Below are 19,339 nucleotides of genomic sequence, written 5' to 3' on the forward strand. Positions count from 1 at the left end.
GATTAAGCGATGCTAAAATATTGATGTATATCAAATAGTGAAAGGTTGTTATGATTTCTGAAAAACCTGCAACAAAGCGTATCCAATCAGGCGGTTGCGCCATTCATTGCCAAGATTGTAGCATTAGTCAACTGTGTATCCCGTTCACTCTAAATGAGGCAGAACTTGACCAGCTTGACCAAATCATCGAACGTAAGAAGCCTATTCAAAAAGGACAAGAGCTTTTTAAGGCCGGTGATGAGCTAAAATCGCTATACGCTATCCGCTCTGGTACCATCAAGAGCTATACGATCACAGAGCAAGGTGATGAGCAAATCACAGCGTTTCACTTAGCTGGAGACTTAGTCGGTTTCGATGCTATCACTGGTGACTCCCACCCTAGCTTTGCTCAAGCACTCGAAACGTCGATGGTATGTGAAATCCCATACGAAATTCTAGACGATCTATCGGGTAAGATGCCTAAGCTTCGCCAGCAAATCATGCGTTTGATGAGTAACGAAATTAAAGGTGATCAGGAAATGATTTTGCTTCTTTCTAAAAAGAATGCAGAAGAGCGACTAGCTGCTTTCCTTTACAACCTATCAACGCGTTTTTCTCAGCGTGGCTTCAGCCCTAGAGAGTTTCGTTTAACTATGACTCGTGGTGATATTGGCAACTACCTTGGTCTTACAGTTGAAACGATCAGTCGTTTGTTAGGTCGTTTCCAGAAATCTGAGATCCTAAGCGTAAAAGGTAAATATATCACTATCTTAGACCACGATGCATTGATGGAACTTGCTGGTGTAACTAAAGAATAATACACCCTAATTATTGATGTAGCTCGAAAATGAGCTACATCATATTTCTCATAAATTCCTTTCGAAAGTCCTCAAAAAGTTCTCCAAACTAAGCTACAGTAAAAATGTACGGTGAGTACTCCAAAATACTGATTTAATTTACATTCAGTATCTGGTTTTGCAATAGAAGTGGGCTTAGTTATGAGTATATACAGTAAGATCCTTGTTGTAGCTGACATCAATAATGATGAGCAGCCCGCACTTGCAAGAGCTGTTCAATTAGCTCAGAAAAGTGTATCTAGAAGCCGAATCACTTTCTTTTTATCCATTTACGATTTCTCGTATGACATGACGTCAATGCTATCAGTGGATGAAAGAGATGCTATGCGTCGAGGTGTCATTCATCAGCGTGAGCAGTGGATGCGTAAAATTGCTCAACCATACCTAAACGATGGCTTCGACTTTGATGTTTGTGTTGTCTGGCACAACCGCCCTTATGAGGCGATTATTGCTGAAGTCTATGCAGGCAATCATGACCTAGTCATCAAAGGCACACGTAAGCATGATGTTTTAGAGTCTGTCATTTTCACACCGACAGATTGGCACTTGTTGCGAAAATGCCCTATTCCAGTGCTTCTTATCAAGAATGCTGCTTGGCCGGAACAAGCAAGTATCCTTGCCTCAGTACATGTGGGCTCAGAAAACCCGACTCATATTGATCTCAACGATACGATGGTCGAGCGATTAAAAGAAATCACCACTCGGCTTGAGGCCAAGCCATATCTTGTTAACGCCTACCCCGTTACACCGGCGAACATTACGATTGAACTTCCTGAATTTGACCCAACGACTTATACCGATGCAGTGCGAGGTCATCATTTAACGGCTATGAAAGCACTACGCCAAAAACATGGTCTTGATGAAGAACAAACGATAGTTGAGCAAGGTTTACCTGAAGATGTCATTCCGGCAGCTGCAGAGCGCTTGAATGCTGCAATGGTTATTTTAGGTACTACAGGGCGAACTGGGCTTTCTGCTGTCTTTATTGGTAATACAGCGGAGCACGTAATTGATAAAATAAATTGCGATGTGTTGGCTCTAAAACCAAAAGGCTACATTAGTCCTCTCGATCCAAATACAGCAACCTAATCTCTCCTTAGTATTGCTATGTATTGAGCGCTTTCAAATAAACGCTAATAAATCCCCCGAATACAGGGGGGATTTTTGTTTGGGAACAGTTAAAGCGTTGGGTACAAAAAAGGAGGTCTAATTGACCTCCTTTTTTACGAGTTAGATGTTCGTAACATCGATGAACATTGATTCATCAATATTCGTCGAAGAAACGACAGCCTCATTAAATTCATACTCTTCGCGGTTACCTTCACGATCTAGCGGTAAGTTAACAAAGTCGAACAATTCGCGGTCTGCTAGTTGGCTTGGGCTTACGTTTTGAATTGATTTAAAAATTGCTTCCACACGCCCTGGCGTCTTCTTATCCCATTCAATCAACATTGCTTTTATAGATTGACGCTGAAGGTTCTCTTGAGAGCCACAAAGGTTACACGGAATTATTGGGAAATCCTTGTGCTCAGCGTATTTGATCAGATCTTTTTCACGACAGTAAGTCAATGGACGAATGACCACGTTACGGCCATCATCAGAGCGTAGCTTTGGTGGCATCGCTTTAAGGCGAGAGCCGTGGAACATGTTCAAGAACATTGTTTCGACGATGTCATCCATGTGATGACCTAGCGCAAGCTTAGTTGCACCAATCTTCTCTGCAAATGAATACAGCGTACCACGTCGCAGGCGTGAACACAGACCACAAGTGGTTTTGCCTTCTGGTACCTTCTCTTTTACGACGGAATACGTGTCCTTATCGACAATATAGTAAGGGATATTCAGTGTTTCGAAATACTCTGGCAGAATGTGCTCAGGGAAGCCCGGTTGTTTTTGGTCTAGGTTTACTGCAACCACTTCAAATTTGATTGGCGCAGCTTTTTGAAGATTCAGCAGGATATCAAGCATCGCGAATGAATCTTTACCACCGCTAATACATGCCATCACAACATCGCCTTCTTCGATCATGTTGTAATCAGTAATGGCATTTCCAACATGTCTTCTTAGGCGTTTCTGAAGCTTGTTGAATTCTAGGGTTTCTTTTCTTGTATCTATTTGGTTCATTGCGGGCTCTCACATCGCCGATAAATCGACTAGGACTTCCTAACATGGGTTTCTTTGGGGCGTGGATTATACGAGCTTTTTACGCAGGATTAAATGCTTGTCTTATTGAGTCTTTAAGAAAAGAGTGTGAAAGATACTTTAGTTACGGTCACAAATGAAAAAAGAGCTGCGATTGCAGCCCTTTCTAAACGTTCAGTGTTCATTTCTTTGCGTTAGGTAGATAAGGTAACACTCGCATCGTCGGTTCTGGTAGTGTCATTGTGCCACCTTGCCCTATTTCACTTAGTGCGACTTGTATCTTGCCATTGACAATTGGCTTTTCGGTTCCGTTTGAGAAAATCACTTTATCATTCAGTTGATTTGCAAACTCCATCGTCACACCTTGAACTTCAGGTGTAAACCAACCCGCAAACATACCGCCTAAATCTTCCAGCATCGTCTGCATTTGAGGTAGAAGAGGCTTAAGTTGGTCGTAAGAAACGTTACCCTGTAATGGTTCTTTGGTCATCACGACAAGTGAGTAATCGCAACGTGTATCTTTTGGGGTATCGACAAAAACCAACGGATTCGCTGACTTTAAGTTTTTATCAACTGGTAAAGGCAACTCTTGTGAAGCAGGGATAACAAACTCTTCATAGTGCTCTTCTTTTTCCATCCAAGCTTTTTCTATCGTACAAATTTGCTTAGTTTTTGCGTCCACAAAAAAGACACCAACTTTCACATCGTCATGCCCTTCTTTGTTGTTGTTTTTTAGTTGAGTGTATAACTTTGAGTACGTGAACATGTACTCTTGAGCTTGGGTTATCGGCGATGCAAGAATTAGCGCCGCACTTCCCAACAGACTTAGGCTTAACTTTTTCATTTTATCCGTTATTTTATTGCGTCCAGTAGGCGTTGTTATGACGAATCATAGCGCGAAGATCGTGTACATAGGCGATGCCACGTTCAGAATAGGCTAGCAACCCATGCGTTAACTCTGACGCGGTTGCGACCGTTAACAAGCCCTTGTTCTTTTCAGCCAGAGATGTTCTGATTTCACGCAGGTCTGCATACGCTGGGTTTCGATTAACATTCATAAAGTAGCCATGAACAGACTGTTGTACAGAATCGAATTTTTCAACTTCATGAACTTTGTTAGCGCCACGTTGCGCTGGAACAATTCCACAGCCCTTTTTATAACACCATTGGCCGAACAAGTTGTTTGCTTGAGTAGCAAAACGAGAAGTGCCCCACGCAGATTCATTTGCCGCTTGAGTTAGAACCAACGCTTCTGGTAAGACGTTCACTCTCACAAGCATCTCGTCTAGCCATGCTTGATCAATCTTATCGTTACTCAAGGGCAACGAATACAGAGATGATAACCGCTGAGCATACTCTTGTTGTTCTTGCGTCACTTGTCCCACCTTTAAAGAGGTAAGAAAGGCCCGCTCATGGCGAATTCGTTGATTCTCAAGAGCAATTTTAGGCCTTAAAAAATCAAAAAAAGCAGCTTTTTTCTCTTTCGTATCTTTTATTGAATTGAAGTCTGGGATATCACCGATGTATGGCAAGTGTGATAAATCGACATGCTTAATCTTGCCAGAGAGTACGTCAGGATTTTCCACATATTTAAACTGTTTCTCGTAGTGTAAATATGGGCCTATAGAAATGAAAGTGGCGGCTATACAGGTTGCCGCCACTCGTAAACTTATTGATTTCAAAGAATTAGGCATCAAACACCTGTGAGTTACCATCGTGATCATTATCGTTTTTTTGTGTTGTAACGATCTTAAGCTTAATTCCAAACATTTCGCGGTAGAGTATGCCTTTCAAATGGAAGAAGAATGGCAGCACAAAAATTAAGCCAATACCGTAGAACATTGCTGCAACAATAAACATTAACATCACGCCTAAGTAAAGCCCCGCGACCACAAAAATCTTCTTGTTGATTGCGCGAAGTGATAACAGCAACGCTTGCATTGGTGGCACCCTTTTCTCACAAATCAACAAAATAGAGTGACTAAATGCCAAGGAAAGATACAGCGACAGTAAAGGAAAAATCATACCAACCACACCTTGTAGCATTAAGCTCATGAGCGTTGCTAGAATAACAGGAATGGTGAACTGCAACCCCTTTCCAACATGGCGCAACTTAGTCTTCAGGCCAGCGACATGGCTCATAGCCATCAAGCTGATCCCCGCATAAATTGGTGCGCTAATCACCTCATAACTGAAATTCGCGACATAAATAGAAGACACAATATCGTTTGTGAACGACTCTGGGTTCTCAAATGCATCAAGAATAACGCTCAAATCGCCCAACTGCAGTTTTAATGCAATATAGAAAATACCTAACTGGACAAAAAGCAATACAATAATGGCAGGAGAAAATGATAAAAAGTGCTGGATGGTTGCTCGCCAAGCTTCGTTAAAAACCGCGCCAGCTTTAAGCTCGTAGTTGCCAGACAAAGCTCGCTCTACACTCCCCCCAAGATTGAAATCTTTCTCAAAATCGTCGTTCATAGTTTATCCAAGACTAACTTGTAAAATTTTGACTGGAATTCCAGTCAATTAATGTAATCGTCATTATAAAGAAATCTTTCCACATCTAACATCACAACTCACCTACAATCCTTGCAATCTCAACTGTATGGTTGATAATTAACCACTTTCAAGGTCATGAAATTGAAACAATTGTTGAACAAAGTTTAGTGCTATCAAACTGTGTCTAGATGCCAATTAATCTCATAAAAACAGTATGGTAAGGAATGATGGCTTTTTCCTGCAAAATTATTTCTGTTTCAAGATAAGAAAATGCTTTAATTTCACACTTTTGGTGATTATGATGCGCGCCTCAAAAGTGAATGGTTAGTGTCACATCAGCTGGGATAATCCCGGCTTGAACGTGGGGGAAATACAGACGTTGAACGCAAAACCGCAAGCAGGAAAGCCAGTTATTCGTTTATCTGGTATTAGTAAAAGTTTCGATGGTAAGGAAATCATCGGTAATTTAAATCTGGATGTTAATCATGGTGAATTTCTGACGATTCTCGGGCCTTCTGGTTGTGGTAAGACAACAGTTTTACGCATGATTGCAGGTTTTGAAACGGCAGATAACGGTCAAATTATTTTGGATGACCAGGATGTAACACAGGTTCCTGCAGAGCAAAGGCACGTCAACACGGTATTTCAAAGTTACGCATTGTTTCCACACATGACCGTATATGAGAATGTCGCTTTTGGTCTTCGTATGCAGAAAACACCTACTGCGGACATTGAACCACGAGTAATGGAAGCGCTACGCATGGTGCGCCTAGAAAAAATGGCACAGCGTAAGCCTCATCAGCTTTCTGGTGGTCAGCAACAACGTATCGCCATTGCGCGTGCGGTTGTTAACAAACCAAAAGTACTGCTGCTAGATGAATCTCTATCTGCACTTGATTACAAACTGCGTAAGCAAATGCAAATCGAGCTTAAACAGCTTCAGCGTCAACTTGGTATTACCTTTATCTTCGTTACGCACGATCAGGAAGAAGCCCTATCGATGTCTGACCGCATTATTGTTATGCGCGACGGTGTTATCGAGCAGGATGGTTCTCCACGTGAGATTTACGAAGAGCCGAAGAACCTATTTGTTGCTCGCTTTATCGGTGAGATCAACGTATTCAACGCAACCATGCTAGAGCGTATCGACGAGAAACGTATCCGTGCAGAAATCGAAGGTGTCGAGTCTGTTGTTTACTACGATCAGGAAGCGCAAGCAGGTGAAAAACTGCAAGTACTACTTCGCCCAGAAGACTTACGTATCGAAGAGATCAAAGAGTCTGAAGAAAAAGGCATCGTAGGTCACGTAACAGAGCGTACCTATAAAGGTATGACGCTTGATTCAGTTATCCAATTGGATTCAGGCATGCGTGTAATGGTTAGCGAATTCTTTAACGAAGATGATCCTGATGTGGACCACTCACTTGGCCAGAAAGTCGCTATCACTTGGGTTGAGAGTTGGGAGGTAGTCCTCAATGATAAGCAAGAAGATTAATCTTCAAAACGCGATCATTACCTTAATCGTCGGTTGGTTAACACTTTTCGTGTTGGTACCAAATGTGATGATTATCGGTACGAGTTTCTTAACGCGTGATGAAGCAAACTTAATCGAAATGACATTTACTTTCGACAACTACTTACGTCTACTCGACCCCTTGTATGCGAAAGTGCTGATGCACTCGTTCTACATGGCGATTGTGGCGACGTTGTTGTGTTTAGTAATTGGTTACCCATTTGCTTACATCATAGCGAAAATGCCAGAGAAATGGCGCCCATTCATGTTGTTCTTAGTTATCGTACCTTTTTGGACAAACTCTCTTATCCGTACTTACGGCCTGAAGATTGTTCTGGGTACACAAGGTATTTTGAACAAATCATTAATGGCGATGGAAATCATCGATAAGCCATTACGTATTATGTACACCGAAACAGCAGTAATGATTGGTCTTGTGTACATCCTGCTTCCATTTATGATTCTGCCGCTTTACTCGGCAATCGAGAAGTTGGACAACACTTATATCGAGGCGGCGAAAGATCTTGGTGCGAACAAGTTCCAAACCATTACGAAAGTGATTCTACCTCTTACAATGCCTGGCATTATCGGTGGTTGTTTGTTGGTTCTGCTACCAGCACTAGGTATGTTCTACATCTCTGACCTTCTTGGTGGTGCGAAGAACCTACTGATTGGTAACGTTATTAAGAGCCAAGTATTGAACGCTCGTGACTGGCCATTTGGTGCTGCGACCAGTATCGCCCTCACCTTCGCAATGGCTGTGATGCTTTACGCTTACTACAGAGCAGGCAAACTATTGAATAAGAAAGTGGAGCTAGACTAATGGGACGCACGGTTAGATTTAGCTTTATGGCGCTGGTGTATGCATTTTTGTATCTGCCAATCATCGTCTTAATTGTTAACTCATTTAATGCCAACAAATTTGGTATGAAATGGGGTGGTTTCACCACGAAATGGTACGAAACCTTAGTAAACAACGATAGCCTAATGCAAGCTGCATGGCATTCATTGAACGTAGCGGTATTCTCAGCGACAGCAGCAACCATCATTGGTAGCTTAACGGCCGTTGCCCTATTCCGTTACTCGTTCAAAGGTAAAGGTGCGGTAAACGGCATGCTGTTTGTCGTGATGATGTCTCCAGATATTGTTATGGCGATTTCATTACTTGCTCTGTTCCTGGTATTAGGCGCACAGCTTGGCTTCTTTACACTATTGATTGCTCACATCACCTTTTGTCTACCATTCGTTGTGGTAACGGTGTACAGCCGCTTAAATGGCTTTGATGTGAAAATGTTGGAAGCTGCAAAAGACCTTGGTGCAAGCGAATGGGTTATCTTGAAACAGATCATCCTTCCTCTTGCTAAACCAGCGGTTGCTGCAGGTTGGCTATTGAGCTTTACGCTGTCTTTGGACGACGTAATTATCAGCTCGTTTGTAACAGGTCCAACTTACGAAATCTTACCATTGAAGATTTACTCCATGGTTAAGGTGGGCATTTCACCGGAAGTGAACGCCCTAGCAACGGTAATGTTGATTGTTTCTTTGGTCTTGGTAGTAATTTCTCAGTTGCTAGCAAGAGAAAAAGTGAAGTAGAATCCGCACCTGTTAACATCACGAAACAGAATGGTTACATGCCATTCTGTTTTTCTATCTATCGTCCAAAATTGGACAACGTTTGGTTTGGAGCTAACGTCAATGAAAAAATGGGCTACTCTATTAGCTGGTAGTGCATGTGCGCTTTCTCTGTTCTCTGGTACAGCGACAGCGGATGATAAAGAACTAGTATTTATGAACTGGGGTCCTTACATCAACAGTAATATCCTAGAGCAATTTACTAAAGAAACTGGCATCAAAGTGATCTACTCGACTTACGAGTCGAACGAAACTTTGTATGCAAAGCTAAAAACTCATAACCAAGGTTATGACCTAGTAGTACCTTCAACGTACTTCGTGGCGAAGATGCGTGACGAGGGCATGCTACAAAAGATCGATAAGACTAAGCTGAAAAACTTCGGCAACCTAGATAAAAACTACCTAGACAAGCCTTACGATCCAAATAACGACTACTCTATTCCACACGTTGTTGCGATTACAGGCCTAGCGGTTAACGCAGACATGTACGACCCAAAAGACTTCCAAAGCTGGGCTGACCTATGGAAGCCTGAGCTTGAAGGTCAAGTAATGTTGATGGACGACACTCGTGAAGTATTCCATATCGCTCTACGTAAACTTGGCTACTCAGGTAACTCAAAAGACCCTAAGCAAATCGATGAAGCGTACGCTGAGCTACAAAAGTTGATGCCTAACGTTTTAGTTTTTAACTCTGACAACCCAGGCGCACCTTACATGTCTGGTGAAGTGGGCGTTGGTATGCTTTGGAACGGTAGCGCCGCAGCCGCACAAAATGAAGGCCTGAACCTTAAACTCGTTTTTCCTAAAGAAGGTGGTATCGGCTGGGTTGATAACTTCGCTATCTCTTCCGGTGCGAAGAACGTAGAAGCCGCTCACAAGATGATCGACTTCCTACTGCGCCCAGAAATCGCAGAGCAAATCTCTCGTGATACTGGCTACCTAACGGCGGTGGAGGAATCGAATGCTAAGTTTAAAGACGTTGCCCCACTATTCCCTTCTCAAGAAGACCTTGACCGCGTTGAATGGCAAGATGCGGTTGGTGATCTAACCGTTAAATACGAAGATTACTTCCTCAAGCTGAAAGCGGGACAATAATCTAGCTTGTGTAACAAGTCATCAACCATAGGAAAATAGGCAGCAATACGCTGCCTATTTTTGTCTTAGGCTGATATAATCGCGCGTTGCTAGGTTTATTTGTCTTGGTATCATAGATTTATCGTCTCATAACAAGGAGACAACGATATTCAAGCTAAATGAACATATTTGTGCTTACTGCGATTTGGCTCAACTTGATAACTCCAGCTAGTATTGACTTGTCCAATCGCGAAACAAAACGGAAAACAAATGAAAAGTAAATTCTACGCAAGCGCTCTATGTGCAGCGACGCTCATCGCTACCCCTGCAATGGCTGCTGATCAAGAACTGTATTTCTACAACTGGTCGGAATACATTCCAAACGAAGTTCTTGAAGACTTTACAAAAGAAACTGGAATCAAAGTTATTTACTCTACATACGAATCTAACGAGAGTATGTACGCAAAACTAAAAACTCAAGGTTCTGGTTACGACTTGGTAGTACCGTCTACCTATTTCGTCTCTAAAATGCGTAAAGAAGGCATGCTACAACAGATCGACAAAGAGAAATTATCTCATTTTGCCGATCTTGATACTAACTTCCTAAACAAACCGTTCGATCCGAACAACAACTACTCTATCCCATACATTTGGGGTGCGACCGGTATTGGTATCAATGCTGACATGCTAGACAAGTCATCGGTTTCTAAATGGGATGATTTCTGGGATAGCAAGTGGGAAGGTCAACTAATGCTGATGGATGATTCTCGCGAAGTATTCCACATTGCATTGACTAAGCTTGGTTACTCACCAAACACGACTAACCCAGAAGAAATCAAAGCCGCTTACGAAGAACTGAAAAAGCTAATGCCAAACGTATTAGTATTTAACTCAGACTTTCCTGCAAACCCTTACCTTGCGGGTGAAGTTTCACTAGGCATGCTTTGGAACGGTTCTGCATACATGGCTCGTCAAGAAGGCGCGAACATCGACATCATCTGGCCAGAAAAAGGCACTATCTTCTGGATGGACAGCCTAGCAATTCCAGCTGGTGCGAAGAACGTTGACGCAGCTCATAAGATGATCGATTTCCTACTACGTCCTGAGAACGCAGCTAAGATTGCACTTGAGATTGGTTATCCTACGCCAGTTAAAACGGCACACGATCTGCTACCGAAAGAATTTGCTAATGATCCAAGCATCTTCCCACCACAAGAAGTGATGGACAGCGGTACTTGGCAAGATGAAGTTGGCGAAGCGAGCGTAATGTACGATGAGTACTTCCAAAAGCTAAAAGTGAACAACTAATTCGTTAGTTTTAAAGATATGAAAAAGCGGCTCATGAGCCGCTTTTTTGTTCTTAATGACAAGACAAAAACTCTTCCTGTTGAAGTTATTACGCTCTTTCTTTTCCTTCTAGAGCCAGTATCTCGTCAACTAATTTTGGAACCTCAACGCTTGCTTTTCCGTAGCGTTTTTCCTCAAATTCACTTTCTACCGCACTAGGTTCTAGGTTAATTTCAATGGTATGTGCGCCGTGCATTTTTGCATCATGAACAAAACCTGCAGCGGGATACACAACGCCAGAAGTCCCAATAGAAATAAACAAATCTGCTTCTTCTAATGACGCGTAGATATCACCCATTCGCAGTGGCATTTCACCAAACCAAACAATATGTGGTCGCATTTGTGAAGGGATCTGACAACAGTGACAAAGTTCGCCTGTCTTAATGTCCTCATTGTGCTCTACTACTTGGTTAGATTCACTACAGCGCGCCTTGAGCAACTCACCATGCATGTGAATCACATTCTGACTGCCGCCTCTTTCGTGAAGGTTGTCTATATTTTGAGTGATGACCGTCACTTTACCTTCTAACTCAGCCTCTAAACGACCCAATGCTTCATGCGCTGCATTAGGCTTTATCGCATTATCTTGAAGTTTCTTGCGGCGTTGGTTGTAAAAGTCTTGAACAAGGTCCGGATCGCGAGCAAACCCTTCAGGCGTTGCTACATCTTCGATACGGTGATTCTCCCATAGGCCATCTTGCGCACGAAATGTTTGAATACCAGATTCGGCCGAGATACCTGCACCAGTAAGTACTACAATATTTCTATAAGGGAAATTCATAACTCATCCTTGCTGTTTTTTCATTAGCTTAACACTGAAAGAATAGCAACAGTAGTAATATGGATTAGACCATAGTCGTAATGGCCACTATTAGAATTACAATTTAAGAGGAACAGCAATGAGACAAGTATCTCTAGCGTTTATATTGCTTATGACTTTGGCAGGCTGTCAACTTACCAATGTTGAAGGCGAAGTCGATGATGTAAAGGTAAGAGTCAGCACCAATGATGATGACCATCGAGGTAATGGTAATTTCTGTCCTCCTGGCCAAGCCAAGAAAGGCAATTGCTAAAAGAGCGGCTTTATGCCGCTCCCATATTGGCCTCAATCCTCGTTGGTCGAAGATATTTTATGAATGGCTAGGTCAGCGCCATTGAATTCGTCTTCTTCTGAAAGCCTCAGTCCCATACTGGTATTAATCGCGCCGTAGACTACAAGTGCACCAAGCACTGCGATGGAAAGACCCAAAAGCGTTCCTAGAAGCTGAACGATAATGCTCACGCCACCTAGCCCACCCAATGCGCTTTGACCAAAAATCCCAGCGGCAATACCACCCCAAGCGCCACATACACCGTGTAAAGGCCAGACACCTAGCACATCATCAATCTTGGTTTTGTTTTGTAGGTGGGTAAAAAGATAAACAAATAGCACGCCAGCAATCGCACCTGTCACTAAAGCACCGATAGGATGCATTAAGTCTGAGCCCGCACATACAGCAACCAAGCCAGCTAGTGGGCCGTTATGAATAAAGCCAGGGTCATTCTTACCAGCCAACAGTGACGCGACAATGCCCCCGACCATTGCCATCAATGAGTTCATAGCCACCAAGCCACTTATGCCTGACACAGTTTGAGCTGACATGACGTTGAAGCCAAACCACCCCACACATAAGACCCAAGCTCCCAAAGCCAAAAACGGAATATTCGAAGGTGCAAAGTTGGTGTGCTTTCCTGCTCGAACTCTGCCTTTTCTCATGCCCAAAAACACGACAGCAACAAGCGCTATCCAGCCGCCAACACCATGCACAACGACTGAACCTGCAAAATCGTGGAAGCCATAACCAAAGGTATTTTCAAACCAAGCTTGAACACCAAAGTTTCCGTTCCAGATCATTCCCTCAAATAACGGGTATACGATGCCGACAGTGAAAAATGTTGCGATAAGAATCGGATAAAAACGAGCTCGCTCTGCGATACCACCAGAAACAATAGCAGGAATCGCTGCAGCGAAGGTCAGCAAGAAAAAGAACTTCACCAACTCGTAACCATTACCTTGAGATAATGTCTCTGCATCAGCAAAGAAGGTGCCGCCATAAGCGACCCAGTATCCAATGAAAAAATACGCAATGGCGGAAATACCGAAATCGGCCAAGATTTTAACTAAAGCATTAACTTGGTTCTTTTGGCGCACGGTTCCTACTTCAAGAAAAGCAAAACCAGCATGCATCAAAAAGACCATGATTGCGCCAAGTAGTAAGAAAAGTGTGTCGGAACTTTGCGTGAGAGTTTGTACAGCGCCGTGTACCTGATTGGCAGTTACACTCATTATGATTGTCTCCGTTGATCTGTAGCGCACTTATCCTGTGCATCAAAGTTAGGCTCATCACCAATTTGGTGAACTTAGTTTATAGAGCGTCTAACAGAGCAATTCTCATTCCATAATTTACATCTCTAACACTTACACTTTAATTTATTGTTTTGTATGAACTTTAATAAAATTATGCATTCTTGAAATGGTGCTTAACACGCTAATAAATGCACCAATGTGGTTTTAGTGCACCAACATAATGCGCACCATATAGCTCAACAAGCAGCAAACTCCCCACCATAAACATAAAAGCCACCTCATGAGAGGTGGCTTTTATACTGAATGGCTAACTAAAGGAGTTTATCGAGTGATCTTCCCTGCTTTTACATCTTCTAGCCAACGTCCTTCAACGAGATATGGGGGAAGCCAACCAGTTTCAATAGATAGACGGTTGCCTTTGTCGTACCACATACAAGCCATACCAAGTAGAGGGAAAGAGATGAAAGTTTCTATAGAAATCAAGTCCTCTGGCTGATCGAGCCTCATTTGGTATTGCTCTTGGAACTGAAGGTTCTTAATGAGTACATCTTCGAAATCATAACCGATGTCGGTTGTCAGGGCGGCAAAAGTTTCCAAAATACCCATGGCAATTTCTAACGCCCAATCATCACCCTGAGCAACTGCCGTGTCCATCGCGGCCACCAATTTATCAGGGTAGTCTGCTGTACGGTTATGGAAAGACTGAATCACATCCACCAGCATATAAGACAGCTCACCCGCTTTGGTAGAACTCTGTCTCATCAAAGAAATCGGAAAGTTTGCCAATACATCCATACTAGCTTTGTCACGGACGATTACAGAGGTAAAATAGGTATCCAGCCACATTGAAGGACAAATGAAGCCCATCTCTAAGATACCTTCACCATCCCATGTTACTTCTGGGTAACCGAGTATCTTAATAGTTAATGACTCATTCGGAAACATAGTAAGCCGATGATAACAAGCGCCCATTAGAGAAGTTTCATAAAGACGCAAGGTACATATTTGTTCATCTTCATGTGAGGTTTGGAACCAGGTATACCAGCGAACCTGGTCGATGGCAAAATCACCAAGACTGATTAGATTTTCCCTCCTGACTTTAAGACCTTCTTTTCTGTTATCTAGGACCCTGTTTATAAATTTTTTTTTACTCGCAATGGCTTGTGCGTCAAGTTCAGGATTTGCTTTGCGCTCTACGATCTTGATCGATTCATTACTTTGCATTTTTACTTTAATCCTTTGGAATTAATTTTAAACTCTGCCACTTCTAGTTTTAAGTCCGAGGCCTTTCCACTTTCAGGGATGCTTGCTTGAGTATGTATATATCGAATAGGTCTGCCGGATAAAGCGGCGTATTGAATTTCGTCGGCAGCTACTTTTTCCGTCGTTCCTTCTATATTTTTCGACATTAACTTAACTATTTCCGCCGCATATTTACTTGTACCTTGCTGATATGCCTCGTTTCCAATCTTACGGCTACCCAGCGGGCTGCTCCCCCCTTTGGCCTCAACAATGATAATTTCACCTGGTGGTGGCTCTTCCACCTCGTAAACCATGTCAAAGTCGCCCGGCTTCGAAATTGAAGTTCCAATATTTTTGGGATGAAGCAACTTAGCATTGGGACATTTATTTCGAACAAAGTCATCCGCGGCCAACTCACCAATTTTTGCAGACTGTTGGTTAATATTGCCGATTTGAGCGTTATATCCCTCTTCGCCAGTTCGAGCGTCCATAGCCTTTTGACGCTCTTTCAAACATTCATCAATTTTTGCTTTGTTTCTTTCTGTTAGCTCATAACCACTCGTATTGAGTTCTGAGTTTTCTTTATACTCAGCTTTATTCAGCACAAGATCTTCAGTAAAGATCGTGCAACCTTCTTCCCCGCCAACTTTCTCTGAGTCAAAAACATGCGCATTGACAAACTCCTCAATCCCAACAACATACTGCACTTCGTGTCGGCTGCCATCTGAATGATTGATATGACGATAAAAAGTAATCTCGTTTCTTTCGCAATCAATATGGTCTAAATCGTATTCATATCGAATATGATTTTTACCTTTGGGTTTTCGGATTTTGACTTGCGAGCGAACGCCATCTTCTCCGACGGATGATTCTTTTGCTGCCTCTAAAATCTGATCGCAAACCTCTTGGGGGACATCGCTTTGCGCCTGATACTCTGCCAACATTTGACCCAAGCGTTTTAGCCCTTCTTCACAAAGGAAACCTGTTGGATCAATCCACTGGATAGGGTTGACTGCATATTGGTAATGATTAATACCACCAGCAATAGATATCGGATCTTGTTGGATAAAGCGTCCTAGCTTAGGATCGTAATACCGAGCGAGGTTGTAGTGTAAGTCGGTTTCTTGATCGAAGTACTGCCCTTGAAAACGCAGTGGATTTGCTACATTTTCAATATGTACATGAGCAAAGCCGTGAGCATCGTAACTGGCACTCCATACAACATTCCCTTCGCAATCGATCAGCCGCTCTGGTTTACCAACTTGATCACACTGGTACCAATAAATAACGTCGTTTTCTAGCAGTGCCACTGGCGTGTAGGTTTCTGGTTGATATAGGTACCATCGGAAAGCACCTGAAGAGCGTTCACCAATTAAACGTTCCCCTTCCCACAAGAACTCCGTAACGCCTTGTTGTGTAATTTTCTTCGTCCTGCGCCCTAATGCATCATATTCATATTGACTGATGCCATCGTCGGTGTGAACTTCAATGAGCTGATTTAACGCATCAAATACGCGAGTCTGAACATGTCCTTGCCCCTCACGTTTTGTCTGGTTTCCTTGCGCGTCATATTTGAACCGGACATCATCGTGTACTTCAATACGATCAGCGAATACCTCTGAAGATGGCAAAGTAGGATTGCCAAAACTATCGTATTCAAATTTAGTCACTTCTCCGGAAGCATTGACTCGTTTCAGTTGCCCTAAGGCATCGTACTGATAGTGTGTTGCTCCTGCCGTATTATCAATGATTGATGAAATACGGTTTTGCGCATTGTAAACGTACTTTTTCTCTCTATCAGGCCAATGTTGTTCGACCAAACGACCAACACCATCATAAATGATGCGCTCATTAAAATGTGCCGTTTCAATTTGGGAAACTCGTCCCATTTCATCGTAATGAAATTTGATTTGAGGTAAATCTAGGTTTCCAAACCGAATCGCTGAAAAACGCCCATATCGATCATAAGAGAAGTTCAGCTCCGTATTATCTGGCAGTACCTGAGATACGCGTTGGCCAACTCTGTTAAACTCCTGCGCTATCTCAAACTGACCTTGAATGCGCTTTGTTAAATGCCCGAATGAAGAGTATTGGTATTGCAGTGTTTGATGGCGATTGGATGCGAAAGTAAGTCGCCCACTAAGCGTATAATTGAAGTGGTGCTCTACAATACTGCTAGCATTTCCTGCTTTGACGTGCTTGAGATAACCCGCAGCGTCATAGCGGTACAGCACGGTCCTATCGGCGACTTGCTTACGATGGATCCGCCCCATATCGTCATAATCAAATTGGCTTTGTAGATTATCAAACCCAATAGTTCCTGATAGCTGGCCTTCATCGTCATACAGGAATTCGAACTCTAAGCCGTCACTCCGAACTAATTTAGTCAGGTTACGTTGTTGATCGTATTCGTAAGAAATATGGCTGCCATCGGGAAAGATGACTGCTTCTTGTTGCGCGAGTGCTCCCCATTGATACGAGGTAATGCCTGCTGGCGTCCGAATCTGAGCAACACGACTGTGCTCATCGTAAGAATATTCTTCGCTATAACCGACTTTGTCTTCGTCGTTAAAATAACGAACTGATGTACGCCTGCCGAATTGATCATAAGCGAGTTGAGCAATACACCCATCGGGATAAGCGACGCCATTCACTAGATCTTCTTCGTTGTAGCTGTAACGAAGTAATGTACCGTCTATTTCATTCGCGATAAGTCTTTGTTGTTCATCCCACCACCACTGACTTTTCTTACCATCTTCAGACTCTTTTTTGACGACTTGACCGTGTTTATCGTAATCATACTCCGTGACACAGCCGAACTGATCGGTATCCCAAACTCTTTGACCGAGACTATTGTAGTAAGCCTTCTCGATATCCCCGTCAGGTGAAACCGTTTTAACTAACTTACCTAAGCCGTCATAGCCATATTGAATTTCTTTGCCAGAGGAATGAAACTTAGAAACTAATTGACCATGCTGATTATATTGATAATTGACCGTTGACTGATCAGGATAGATAGCTTGTGCTTTTCGTCCCAATTCATCATATTGCCATCGCCAAGTTCTACCTGTGGGGCTTATTTTCTCGAGTAAGTTACCCTGCTCGTCATGCAAGAAAGACCATTGATGATCTAACGAGTCAGAATAAGAAGAGTGATTTCCCTGATAATGGAAGCGATAGTCATAAATTCCTGCGTCCCCAACGTTCCTGATGCATTTCGCGTTAGCACCTTCGCCATCCCATTCAAAATAATGAGTAAAGCCAGTTGGTCGTACACGCTTAACAATTAAATGGCCGCGGTATTGATACTGTTCCTTTAAGCCTAAATGATTAGTTGCACTGACCAAATCATCGTGCTCATCATAGGTATAAGTTGTCAGAACTTTTTGGGACTTTGCATTAAGCAGTTCTACAAGGCGTCCTTGCTTATCATATTGACATTCAAGAACCGGACGCTTGTTATATGCGATCTCGATCAATCGATGGTTTCGAGAATACTGCAATTGAAACGTTGAAAACGTGCCATTTCTAACTTGTTTAACAAGCCAGCGATCATCTTTTTGCTCAAACCGATATTGATGCCCATTAGCGAGCGTTACAATCCGAGTTGTTGAGCTCAGGAAATAACAGCTCGCACCAGCGTATATTTGATAACTTGTTGCTCCAATATCTACTGGCTCAAATTCTGTGATATCGGCCTTATCGTCAACAAACTCCCAAGCGATAACATTGTCTTTCTCGTTCGTCTTTTCGCGTAATTCAAACTGAAATGCATGTCGCCAACCAAAGCCCATTCCATGATTTACATCCGACTGCGAAGAGCGGTAAGTACGCTGCCAAGTAGTACTTTGTTGTAGCTCGATATCATAGAGTTCGAGAATTTCTTCACCCGTCACAAGTGATACAGGATCACCGGCTTTCTCATGTTTTTCGCTGCTTTGTTGCTGAGGCTTGGCGGATGCGGCACTTCTGCCACTCTTTTTATTCGACTTCCCCTTTCCCTTCGATGGTTTTGCATTGACGGTATTTTGAGTCGGTGGAGGCGTAACCGCCGACGAGAGTGCGTAGTTTTCGCCGGTAGGTACAATTCGAGCGACATGCAAGTCACCGTTCACCAAAGCATTGGCAAACGTTGAATTATAGTGTTGGGAAGTAAGCTCACCGTCAGGTATGTTTGGCTTGAATTGACCAATCGCATAGAACAAATCCTCGACATAGCGAAGGTCAAGCTCACCAAAGCTCTCAAGAAACTCTATTGCCTCTTGTTTGGTCACGAATGTTTTAGGTTCGCCGCTAGTAAGTAACTGACCAGAGAAGTGATAACTTTCGCCAAAGCGATTCGTGATAGGAATGACGAATTGAGGGATCATAGCCGTAACGTGTTTGTCCTTTTCTTACCTTGCCGCATCATTTAATGCTCGTTTCGCTCTTTTTATTTGTGAGAGCAAGATGCCTTAATCAAACATCCTCCGATAGAGATTCCTCTGTATGCGTAGACTGAATGTATTGATGGCAATTTTCACGTATGCAACTCTTTGAATTTCTGAGCGCAGCGTACTTTAACGGGACGATGAACCCTGAGTAAATGAACAATAGCGTGAGTGAGACTAATGTCTCATCGTGACGCGATTTTTTTACATGTTTCTTACTTAACTATGATTTTCTGCCCAGTTACGTAAATTCACTCAATAAGTTGCATCA

16 protein-coding genes are annotated in these 19,339 nt (G+C 42.8%); 8 read left to right on the forward strand and 8 right to left on the reverse strand.

Annotation, left to right across the window (positions count from 1 at the left end; translation table 11 throughout):
• The first annotated feature begins 50 nt into the window (after positions 1 to 50).
• Both R7P69_RS13170 and uspE read left to right on the forward strand, forming a co-directional pair.
• Positions 51 to 797, forward strand: coding sequence for an FNR family transcription factor (locus R7P69_RS13170; RefSeq protein ID WP_005377497.1), 747 nt, complete (start codon positions 51 to 53; stop codon positions 795 to 797).
• A 180-nt stretch (positions 798 to 977) separates the two neighbouring features.
• A complete protein-coding gene (uspE, locus tag R7P69_RS13175; RefSeq protein ID WP_005377500.1) occupies positions 978 to 1,925 on the forward strand; it encodes a universal stress protein UspE in 948 nt (315 codons plus the stop codon).
• 141 nt (positions 1,926 to 2,066) lie between these two features.
• On the opposite strand, the gene ttcA is transcribed toward uspE, so the two are convergent.
• From ttcA to R7P69_RS13195, 4 genes are all read right to left on the reverse strand, one after another.
• Positions 2,067 to 2,960, reverse strand: coding sequence for a tRNA 2-thiocytidine(32) synthetase TtcA (gene ttcA, locus R7P69_RS13180; RefSeq protein WP_005377502.1), 894 nt, complete (start codon positions 2,958 to 2,960; stop codon positions 2,067 to 2,069).
• Positions 2,961 to 3,159: 199 nt separating this feature from the next.
• Positions 3,160 to 3,822: a DUF2987 domain-containing protein gene (locus R7P69_RS13185; RefSeq protein ID WP_149191782.1), complete on the reverse strand. Its 663-nt coding sequence runs from the start codon at positions 3,820 to 3,822 to the stop codon at positions 3,160 to 3,162.
• Positions 3,823 to 3,835: 13 nt separating this feature from the next.
• The gene (locus R7P69_RS13190) at positions 3,836 to 4,672 is read right to left on the reverse strand and encodes a glucosaminidase domain-containing protein (protein WP_017634900.1); all 837 of its coding nucleotides are present in this window, start codon (positions 4,670 to 4,672) and stop codon (positions 3,836 to 3,838) included.
• The gene (locus R7P69_RS13195) at positions 4,665 to 5,462 is read right to left on the reverse strand and encodes a hypothetical protein (protein WP_238952342.1); all 798 of its coding nucleotides are present in this window, start codon (positions 5,460 to 5,462) and stop codon (positions 4,665 to 4,667) included. The genes R7P69_RS13190 and R7P69_RS13195 overlap by 8 nt, the downstream gene beginning before the upstream one ends.
• A 400-nt stretch (positions 5,463 to 5,862) precedes the next feature.
• Between R7P69_RS13195 and potA the strand changes: the two genes are divergently transcribed.
• The 5 genes from potA to R7P69_RS13220 all read left to right on the forward strand — a co-directional run bounded on the left by potA (position 5,863) and on the right by R7P69_RS13220 (position 11,010).
• Positions 5,863 to 6,978 carry a spermidine/putrescine ABC transporter ATP-binding protein PotA gene (gene potA, locus R7P69_RS13200; RefSeq protein WP_017634901.1) on the forward strand — a complete coding sequence of 372 codons (1,116 nt, stop codon included), beginning with the start codon at positions 5,863 to 5,865 and terminating at the stop codon, positions 6,976 to 6,978.
• Positions 6,959 to 7,819, forward strand: coding sequence for a spermidine/putrescine ABC transporter permease PotB (gene potB, locus R7P69_RS13205; RefSeq protein ID WP_005377512.1), 861 nt, complete (start codon positions 6,959 to 6,961; stop codon positions 7,817 to 7,819). The genes potA and potB overlap by 20 nt, the downstream gene beginning before the upstream one ends.
• Positions 7,819 to 8,589, forward strand: a complete 771-nt coding sequence (gene potC / locus R7P69_RS13210) for a spermidine/putrescine ABC transporter permease PotC (protein ID WP_005389180.1) — start codon at positions 7,819 to 7,821, stop codon at positions 8,587 to 8,589. Before potB ends, potC begins: the two co-directional genes overlap by 1 nt.
• A gap of 102 nt (positions 8,590 to 8,691) precedes the next feature.
• Entirely contained in the window at positions 8,692 to 9,723 is a 1,032-nt protein-coding gene (locus R7P69_RS13215; protein WP_161444099.1) for an extracellular solute-binding protein, read from the forward strand.
• Between the two features lie 249 nt (positions 9,724 to 9,972).
• Entirely contained in the window at positions 9,973 to 11,010 is a 1,038-nt protein-coding gene (locus tag R7P69_RS13220) for an extracellular solute-binding protein (protein WP_005377521.1), read from the forward strand.
• Positions 11,011 to 11,098: 88 nt separating this feature from the next.
• Here the strand turns inward: R7P69_RS13220 and cobB are convergent, their stop codons facing one another.
• The gene (gene cobB, locus R7P69_RS13225) at positions 11,099 to 11,830 is read right to left on the reverse strand and encodes a Sir2 family NAD+-dependent deacetylase (RefSeq protein ID WP_005377522.1); all 732 of its coding nucleotides are present in this window, start codon (positions 11,828 to 11,830) and stop codon (positions 11,099 to 11,101) included.
• Between the two features lie 118 nt (positions 11,831 to 11,948).
• Here cobB and R7P69_RS13230 point away from each other — a divergent pair, with 118 nt between their 5' ends.
• Positions 11,949 to 12,122, forward strand: a complete 174-nt coding sequence (locus tag R7P69_RS13230; protein ID WP_165401620.1) for a hypothetical protein — start codon at positions 11,949 to 11,951, stop codon at positions 12,120 to 12,122.
• 32 nt (positions 12,123 to 12,154) lie between these two features.
• Here the strand turns inward: R7P69_RS13230 and R7P69_RS13235 are convergent, their stop codons facing one another.
• The 3 genes from R7P69_RS13235 to R7P69_RS13245 all read right to left on the reverse strand — a co-directional run bounded on the left by R7P69_RS13235 (position 12,155) and on the right by R7P69_RS13245 (position 19,008).
• Complete coding sequence (locus R7P69_RS13235; RefSeq protein ID WP_213968827.1) at positions 12,155 to 13,375, reverse strand: ammonium transporter; 1,221 nt, start codon at positions 13,373 to 13,375, stop codon at positions 12,155 to 12,157.
• A gap of 342 nt (positions 13,376 to 13,717) precedes the next feature.
• Positions 13,718 to 14,620, reverse strand: a complete 903-nt coding sequence (locus R7P69_RS13240) for an immunity 49 family protein (protein ID WP_213968826.1) — start codon at positions 14,618 to 14,620, stop codon at positions 13,718 to 13,720.
• 2 nt (positions 14,621 to 14,622) lie between these two features.
• Positions 14,623 to 19,008: an RHS repeat-associated core domain-containing protein gene (locus R7P69_RS13245; protein ID WP_238952340.1), complete on the reverse strand. Its 4,386-nt coding sequence runs from the start codon at positions 19,006 to 19,008 to the stop codon at positions 14,623 to 14,625.
• Between the last annotated feature and the right edge of the window lie 331 nt (positions 19,009 to 19,339).

Origin of the sequence: Vibrio sp. 661 (genome assembly GCF_033339315.1) — a bacterium.
GTDB lineage: Bacteria > Pseudomonadota > Gammaproteobacteria > Enterobacterales > Vibrionaceae > Vibrio > Vibrio alginolyticus.

Coding starts and splice junctions, on each gene's coding strand:
- cobB (WP_005377522.1), bottom strand. CDS start 11,830: ATGAATTTCCCTTATAGAAATATTGTAGTACTTACTGGTGCAGGTATC.
- potB (WP_005377512.1), top strand. CDS start 6,959: ATGATAAGCAAGAAGATTAATCTTCAAAACGCGATCATTACCTTAATC.
- uspE (WP_005377500.1), top strand. CDS start 978: ATGAGTATATACAGTAAGATCCTTGTTGTAGCTGACATCAATAATGAT.
- R7P69_RS13245 (WP_238952340.1), bottom strand. CDS start 19,008: ATGATCCCTCAATTCGTCATTCCTATCACGAATCGCTTTGGCGAAAGT.
- R7P69_RS13215 (WP_161444099.1), top strand. CDS start 8,692: ATGAAAAAATGGGCTACTCTATTAGCTGGTAGTGCATGTGCGCTTTCT.
- R7P69_RS13185 (WP_149191782.1), bottom strand. CDS start 3,822: ATGAAAAAGTTAAGCCTAAGTCTGTTGGGAAGTGCGGCGCTAATTCTT.
- R7P69_RS13170 (WP_005377497.1), top strand. CDS start 51: ATGATTTCTGAAAAACCTGCAACAAAGCGTATCCAATCAGGCGGTTGC.
- ttcA (WP_005377502.1), bottom strand. CDS start 2,960: ATGAACCAAATAGATACAAGAAAAGAAACCCTAGAATTCAACAAGCTT.
- R7P69_RS13230 (WP_165401620.1), top strand. CDS start 11,949: ATGAGACAAGTATCTCTAGCGTTTATATTGCTTATGACTTTGGCAGGC.
- R7P69_RS13240 (WP_213968826.1), bottom strand. CDS start 14,620: ATGCAAAGTAATGAATCGATCAAGATCGTAGAGCGCAAAGCAAATCCT.
- R7P69_RS13235 (WP_213968827.1), bottom strand. CDS start 13,375: ATGAGTGTAACTGCCAATCAGGTACACGGCGCTGTACAAACTCTCACG.
- potC (WP_005389180.1), top strand. CDS start 7,819: ATGGGACGCACGGTTAGATTTAGCTTTATGGCGCTGGTGTATGCATTT.
- R7P69_RS13190 (WP_017634900.1), bottom strand. CDS start 4,672: ATGCCTAATTCTTTGAAATCAATAAGTTTACGAGTGGCGGCAACCTGT.
- R7P69_RS13220 (WP_005377521.1), top strand. CDS start 9,973: ATGAAAAGTAAATTCTACGCAAGCGCTCTATGTGCAGCGACGCTCATC.
- R7P69_RS13195 (WP_238952342.1), bottom strand. CDS start 5,462: ATGAACGACGATTTTGAGAAAGATTTCAATCTTGGGGGGAGTGTAGAG.